Annotated in this window: 7 protein-coding genes and 1 rRNA gene; 7 read left to right on the top strand and 1 reads right to left on the bottom strand. The window is 39.5% G+C overall.

Annotated features, from left to right (window positions below; all coding sequences use genetic code 11):
• The 5 genes from rrf to ACH63V_RS14900 all read left to right on the top strand — a co-directional run.
• Positions 1 to 85, top strand: a 5S ribosomal RNA gene (gene rrf / locus ACH63V_RS14920); the annotation flags it as partial.
• Positions 86 to 240: 155 nt separating this feature from the next.
• Positions 241 to 645 carry an SRPBCC domain-containing protein gene (locus tag ACH63V_RS14915; RefSeq protein ID WP_396463932.1) on the top strand — a complete coding sequence of 135 codons (405 nt, stop codon included), beginning with the start codon at positions 241 to 243 and terminating at the stop codon, positions 643 to 645.
• 174 nt (positions 646 to 819) lie between these two features.
• Positions 820 to 1,170 carry a GFA family protein gene (locus tag ACH63V_RS14910; RefSeq protein ID WP_396463931.1) on the top strand — a complete coding sequence of 117 codons (351 nt, stop codon included), beginning with the start codon at positions 820 to 822 and terminating at the stop codon, positions 1,168 to 1,170.
• Positions 1,171 to 1,190: 20 nt separating this feature from the next.
• Positions 1,191 to 1,754 carry a DUF4256 domain-containing protein gene (locus tag ACH63V_RS14905; RefSeq protein WP_396463930.1) on the top strand — a complete coding sequence of 188 codons (564 nt, stop codon included), beginning with the start codon at positions 1,191 to 1,193 and terminating at the stop codon, positions 1,752 to 1,754.
• A gap of 136 nt (positions 1,755 to 1,890) precedes the next feature.
• On the top strand, positions 1,891 to 3,054 hold the full coding sequence (locus ACH63V_RS14900; RefSeq protein ID WP_396463929.1) for an acyl-CoA dehydrogenase family protein: 1,164 nt from the start codon (positions 1,891 to 1,893) through the stop codon (positions 3,052 to 3,054).
• 31 nt (positions 3,055 to 3,085) lie between these two features.
• Here the strand turns inward: ACH63V_RS14900 and ACH63V_RS14895 are convergent, their stop codons facing one another.
• Complete coding sequence (locus ACH63V_RS14895; RefSeq protein WP_396463928.1) at positions 3,086 to 3,685, bottom strand: TetR/AcrR family transcriptional regulator; 600 nt, start codon at positions 3,683 to 3,685, stop codon at positions 3,086 to 3,088.
• Positions 3,686 to 3,870: 185 nt separating this feature from the next.
• Here ACH63V_RS14895 and ACH63V_RS14890 point away from each other — a divergent pair, with 185 nt between their 5' ends.
• Together ACH63V_RS14890 and ACH63V_RS14885 are read left to right on the top strand one after the other, a co-directional pair.
• A complete protein-coding gene (locus ACH63V_RS14890; protein ID WP_396463927.1) occupies positions 3,871 to 5,676 on the top strand; it encodes an acyclic terpene utilization AtuA family protein in 1,806 nt (601 codons plus the stop codon).
• Between the two features lie 20 nt (positions 5,677 to 5,696).
• Positions 5,697 to 6,584 (top strand): SDR family oxidoreductase, encoded by an 888-nt coding sequence (locus ACH63V_RS14885; protein WP_396463926.1) that lies wholly within the window; start codon positions 5,697 to 5,699, stop codon positions 6,582 to 6,584.
• Position 6,585 lies beyond the last annotated feature (1 nt).

Below are 6,585 nucleotides of genomic sequence, written 5' to 3'. Positions count from 1 at the left end.
GATCCCTTCCCGAACTCAGAAGTGAAACCTCTTAGCGCTGATGGTAGTGTGGGGTTACCCATGTGAGAGTAAGTCATCGCCAGCTCATTATTCCAAACACCCCAATCTCGAAAGAGGTTGGGGTGTTCTTTTATGTGGGGAAAAATAGGGTAGATGTGATTTTACATAATCCCTTATATTGCTAATTATTTTGCAGCATAATAAAAACCAAATGAATTATAGACGAGTCTAAAATAAAAAATGTTAAAGTCCATTGAGGTTTCACAGTTTATCAATCAATCTCCTCAAAAAGTTTGGGAAGCATTGACCACGCCTGAACTTGTCCAGCAATGGTGGGCTAAAGGGGACATTCAGCCTAAAATCGGTCATCAATTTACTTTAGATATGGGGAATTTCGGAGTACAACATTGCCTAGTTAAGGCAGTTGATAAAGAAATTTTATTTGAATATGACTTTGCAATCGGTGTACTTGATACAACCCTTAGATGGCAATTAATTCCTCAAGAAAATGGCACACTTTTACAGCTTAACCATTCGGGTTTTAATATGGATTCTTCTTTTGGCCAACAGGCTTTTATTGGTATGGGAAAAGGTTGGCCACAAATCTTAAGCCAAATTGAGGCGGTAATTTCTAACAATAAATAAAGTAGGATGAAAGAATATTTCTATTTCACCTTTGGTGTGTTTAGATAATCTACTAGAGTTTTAATTAAGTAGATTGTGTAAAGGTGAAAAATCTCAAAATCTATACGAAGATTGAAAAGTGATCTACCAAAAGAATATTATAAAAATTTAAAAAATTAGAAAGAGGAAAAAGATATGGAATATAAAGGAAGTTGTCATTGTGGTCAGGTAAAGTTTGTCGCAAAAGGTGAGTTAACAGAAGCCTTATCTTGTAATTGTTCGATCTGCCAAAAGAAAGGGTCTTTACTTTGGTTCCTACCCACTAATCAAGTTATAGTTACTTTAGATTCTCCTGATATTTTAGCGAATTACACTTTTAACAAGCATGTGATTAATCATCATTTCTGCAAAAATTGTGGTATTCATCCTTATGCTCAAGGCATAGATGCAGAGGGTAATTCTATGTTTGCGATTAATGTTCGATGTATAGATGACATTGACTTAGATAAAATAAAAATAAATTATTTTGATGGACGTTCAGTTTAATAATTATAAGGATTTATTCAATGACAACTAAAAAACAATTAACTCAAACACAATTAGATTCACTGCTTGAACTATTAAAGAAGAGATTTGAAAACAACACACATCGCCATAAAGAAATTGATTGGACAAATGTACGAGCTAAATTATTAGAATCGCCTGAAAAATTATGGCCATTGCAAGAAATGGAAAACACTGAAGGAGAACCTGACGTTGTCTATTATGATCAACAGAAGGATGAGTATTTATTTATCGATTGCTCTCCTGAGACGCCCAAAGGTCGTAGAAGCCTTTGTTATGATCGTGAGGCTTTGGAATCCAGAAAAGATCATCCTCCTAAAAACAGTGCAATAGATCTAGCTAATGAAATGGGAGTCGAGCTTTTAACTGAAGAACAATATTTTCAGTTACAGCAAATTGAAGAGCTTGATCTTAAAACATCGAGTTGGATTGCCACCCCAGCTGAGATTCGTAAGTTGGGTGGAGCACTTTTTGCTGATCGTCGGTATGGTCGGGTCTTCATTTATCATAATGGGGCCCAATCCTATTATGCTGTTCGTGGTTTTCGCTGCTGCTTAAGAGTATAGGTGTTGTGCATAAATAAAAATAATTCTGTTTGATGTTTTATGCCAAGAAAATGGAAATTCTTGCAACTTTTGATTGACTGTAAACATGACAAGATATGCTCAGAAATTAAATAAAAACATCAGGACATTTCTAAACATGCAACTCAACCCAATTTACTATAATGAACAACACATTGCTTTTGCTGACAATGTTCGCCGATTTGTACAAAAAGAAATGGCACCTTTTGTTAATGAGTGGGATGAGGCTGAGACATTTCCTAAAGAGCTTTATAGAAAGGCAGCTGAAATTGGGCTATTGAGTTTAGGTTTTTCTGAAGAATATGGTGGTATTTCTGATGCAGATCCATTTTATTCATTACTCGCTGGTATTGAAATGGCAAAGGCGGGTTCTGGCGGTGTGCATACTTCACTCATGGTACACACAATTGGTGCCCCTCCAATTCAGCATTTTGGAAGTGAGGAGTTAAAGGCTAGAGTCCTACCAGGTATTATTTCCGGTGAAAAAATTTCTGCTTTAGCTATTACAGAACCTGGTGGTGGCTCGGATGTCGCTGCATTACAGACTAAAGCTGTTCGTGATGGTGATTACTACATTGTCTCGGGTGAGAAGACATTTATCACATCGGGGATTCGTGCAGATTACTATACAGTTGCAGTGCGTACAGACCCAACTAAAACAGGAGCTGAAGGTATTTCAATGTTGCTCGTTGAGGCGCACAGTGAAGGAATTACTAAAACACCTCTAAAGAAAATGGGTTGGTGGGCTTCAGATACAGCTCATTTGCATTTTGACCAAGTACGAGTACCTGCATCAAATCTGCTCGGCAAAGAAAATGCCGGTTTTAAAGTTATTATGAATAACTTTAATATGGAGCGGTTTTTCTTGGGAGTAGTCGCTTATGGGTATGCATTAGTCTGTTATGAAGAAGCTTTAGAGTGGGCACAGCAACGTAAAACTTTTGGTAAGCGATTAATAGATCATCAAGTAGTACGCCATAAATTGGTAGATATGGCAACCCAACTGACCTCAACGCGGGCATTACTTGAAGAAACAGCATGGAAAATGACTCAGCCGAAGTTACAAGGACCTGAGTTAGTAGCGCAAATTTCGATGCTGAAAAATGTTGCGACTCGCACTATGCAATTTTGTGCTGATGCAGCTGTACAAACATTAGGTGGTATGGGCTTTATGCGCGGTACCAAGTCGGAACGTATTTACCGTGAAGTGAAGGTCAATATGATTGGTGGTGGTGCTGAAGAAATTATGAAAGATTTGATTAGTAAGCAGTTGGCTTACTGATTCTTACAAGGTGGTCATTGAATCACCTTTTTTATTTCAAAGCCATCTCCCAAACCATTTCGGTTAACTCATCAATTTTGACTTTACCCTCAGCTTTATACCAAGTTACGGTCCATGAAATTGCGCCACCAACTAATCTTCGCCAAATAAAGGCATCATGCTTTATCTTGCCTTCAGTGCGTAATTTTTCAATAACATCCAACCAGATTTGCTCATATTCATTACGCATTTTTAAAAGATAATCTTGTTTTTCTTTTGATAGGGCAAACCACTCATAAACTAAAACAGCCATGGCTGCACCTGTATCTCCAGTAATTGAAATGAGCTCGGATTTAATAAGAGCACGGAGTTGTTGTTCTGGATCGGTAGATTGAGCTGCCGCATCTTGTAAACGGGCAAGATTGTAAATAATAGTTTCCTCCATCACATGAGCGAGGATGTCATCTTTACTTTTAAAGTGGTGGAATAAGCTTCCCGACTGGATTCCAATAAATTGAGCAAGTTCGCGTACAGTGGTTTTGTCATACCCTTGCTTGTGAAATAAATAGGCAGCCCCCCGTAATAAACGACCACGCGGGCTGTCATCAAAGCAAGAGATATTTGGAATCTGTTCAATTGAAGTAGCAATCATGCGAAAGCCGAATCCTTTATATAAAAATACTTAACAGAAAAGTTTGCCAAATCTCATCATGTTTTAGCTGAGCTGTCGAGTTTGGCAGTTTTGGTCAATTTCACAATAACATTTTGCTCTTTACAAACCAAGCGCTTGCTTGGTAATGTTGAGTTTAATTTTTAAACAAAATAATGAGAAATAAGATGGCAAGTAATCAACAGGATGATGAGCGTGTCGTGAAAATAGGTTGTGCCTCTGGGTTTTGGGGAGATACCAATACTGCCGCTTTTCAGTTAGTGCATTTGACCGATATTAATTATTTGGTTTTTGATTATTTGTCCGAGATTACCATGTCGATTATGGCAAAAGCGAAGATGGTAGAACCGAAACATGGTTACGCTTTAGATTTTGTCAGCCGAGTCATGGCACCCTTACTAAAAAAAATTGCTGAAAAAAAGATTAAAGTGATTAGTAATGCGGGTGGTGTTAATCCATTGGCTTGTCGGGACGCATTGCAAAAAATTATTAAAGAGTATGGTCTAGATCTGAAAGTGGCTGTGGTGTTAGGTGATGATCTTTTGCCAAAACATGAGCAGCTAAAATCACAGAATATTCAAGAAATGTTTAGCGGAGAAGCGTTGCCAGAACAGGTGGCAAGCAGTAATGCTTATTTAGGCGCGGTTGCTATTCGTGATGCCTTAGACTTAGGCGCCGATATTGTAATTACTGGCCGTGTAGTTGACTCTGCTGTGGTACTTGCACCCTTACTTCATGAATATCAGTGGCCTTTAGATGACTATGACAAATTGGCGCAAGGTTCGTTGGCAGGTCATGTGATTGAATGTGGAGCCCAATGTACGGGTGGTAATTTTACCGATTGGCAATTGGTACAGGGCTTCGACAACATGGGCTTTCCAGTGGTTGAAGTGAGTGAAGATGGCTCATTTGTTGTAACTAAGCCTCAAGGTACGGGTGGTCTGGTTTCTACTGCTACAGTTGCAGAGCAAATTGTTTATGAAATAGGCAATCCTCAAGCATATTTACTACCCGATGTAATTGCTGATTTCAGCCACGTGCATTTAGAGCAAGTCGGGGAGCACCGAGTTCGTGTGACGGGTGCAAAAGGACAAGCACCAACTACACAATATAAAGTCAGCGCGACTTACCCAGATGGATATCGGGTTTTAGTGAGTTTCCTCATTGCAGGACGTGAGGCACCACGAAAAGCACAAGTCATTGCTGATGCGATTTTGACTAAGTGCGAACGTGTTTTAGCAATGCGCTCAGTGCCGCCATTTAGTGAAAAGTCTGTTGAAATTTTAGGTATTGAAAGTACCTATGGCGACCATGCCCAAACATTAAATAGTCGTGAAGTGGTAGTTAAAATAGCTGTAAAACACATGTTTAAAGAAGCATGTATGTTCTTTGCATCTGAAATTGCACAAGCTTCAACAGGTATGGCTCCAGCCTTGGCAGGAATTGTTGGAGGTCGACCAAAAGCATCTCCAGTGATTAAGTTATTTTCATTTTTAATTGATAAAAATCAATTGAATATTGAAATTGATTTTGAAGGCAAACGTTACCCAGTTGAGATTCCACAAGGGGTTTCTACAGAGCAATTGCCTACATTGACGGCAGGTGAAAATGCAGTTTATCAAGGAGATGAAATTGAAGTTCCTTTGATTGAAATTGCGCATGCCCGCAGTGGTGATAAAGGCAATCATAGCAATATTGGCGTGATTGCACGTAAAGCAGACTATTTACCATGGATTCGTGCAGCACTAACTGAACAGTCTGTTGCAAGCTATATGCAGCATGTTTTGGATGCTGAGAAAGGGCGAGTAATCCGTTATGAGTTACCGGGTTTAAATGCACTAAATTTTATGTTGGAGAATGCCTTAGGCGGTGGTGGTGTTGCAAGCTTGCGTATTGATCCGCAAGGTAAAGCCTTTGCCCAACAGTTATTGGATATGCCTGTTAAAGTTCCGGCACATCTTTTAGAAAAATAAAATGAATGGATGAAACAAAGATGAGTTATCAATCAATATTTAGACCAGATGCTTTCGCCAATAAAGTCATTATTGTGACAGGTGGTGGCTCAGGAATTGGACGCTGTACTGCACATGAGCTTGCAGCCCTTGGCGCTCAAGTCGTGATTACAGGACGCAAAATTGAAAAATTAGAGAAAGTAAGCCAAGAAATTATAGAAGATGGTGGTTTAGTTCATTTCATTGTTTGTGATAACCGTGAAGAAGAACAAGTGAAAAATATGATTGCCGAAGTGATTGAGAAATTCGGCAAACTCGATGGTTTGGTAAATAATGCAGGCGGGCAGTTCCCCTCAGCTTTAGAGAATATTTCGGCGAATGGTTTCGATGCAGTCGTGCGTAATAATTTACACGCAACTTTCTATCTAATGCGTGAAGCTTATAACCAATGGATGGCAAAACATGGTGGCAGTATTGTCAACATGACTGCCGATATGTGGGGAGGCATGCCGGGAATGGGGCATTCTGGAGCTGCGCGTTCGGGGGTTGATAACTTAACTAAAACAGCATCAGTTGAGTGGGGGAAATCAGGTGTTCGTGTAAATGCGGTTGCACCGGGGTGGATTGTTTCATCCGGTATGGATAATTATAGCGGTGATTTTGCCAAAGTAATTATTCCAAGTCTTGCTGGCAATGTACCGCTAAAACGTATGGGAACAGAGTCGGAAGTCTCATCGGCAATTTGTTATTTATTGTCCGATGCTGCGGCTTTTGTTTCTGGTGTGACGTTACGTATTGATGGTGCTGCATCACAAGGGACACGCATGTATCCACTAGGTGAGGCTACAAACAGTCAGTCTTATAATGGTTTTCACCGTGCATTTATTCCTGAAATCTTTCAGAAAAAGACTGAGGCTGAGGAGGAATAAC

This window comes from Acinetobacter sp. ABJ-A23_2 (assembly GCF_044538765.1).
Taxonomy (GTDB): Bacteria; Pseudomonadota; Gammaproteobacteria; order Pseudomonadales; family Moraxellaceae; genus Acinetobacter; species Acinetobacter nosocomialis_A.
This window is presented reverse-complemented; position numbering and strand designations above follow the sequence as displayed.

Excerpts from the sequence above, each read along its gene's own strand:
- ACH63V_RS14895 (WP_396463928.1), bottom strand. The coding sequence starts at position 3,685 with ATGATTGCTACTTCAATTGAACAGATTCCAAATATCTCTTGCTTTGAT.
- ACH63V_RS14885 (WP_396463926.1), top strand. The coding sequence starts at position 5,697 with ATGAGTTATCAATCAATATTTAGACCAGATGCTTTCGCCAATAAAGTC.
- ACH63V_RS14900 (WP_396463929.1), top strand. The coding sequence starts at position 1,891 with ATGCAACTCAACCCAATTTACTATAATGAACAACACATTGCTTTTGCT.
- ACH63V_RS14910 (WP_396463931.1), top strand. The coding sequence starts at position 820 with ATGGAATATAAAGGAAGTTGTCATTGTGGTCAGGTAAAGTTTGTCGCA.
- ACH63V_RS14915 (WP_396463932.1), top strand. The coding sequence starts at position 241 with ATGTTAAAGTCCATTGAGGTTTCACAGTTTATCAATCAATCTCCTCAA.
- ACH63V_RS14890 (WP_396463927.1), top strand. The coding sequence starts at position 3,871 with ATGGCAAGTAATCAACAGGATGATGAGCGTGTCGTGAAAATAGGTTGT.
- ACH63V_RS14905 (WP_396463930.1), top strand. The coding sequence starts at position 1,191 with ATGACAACTAAAAAACAATTAACTCAAACACAATTAGATTCACTGCTT.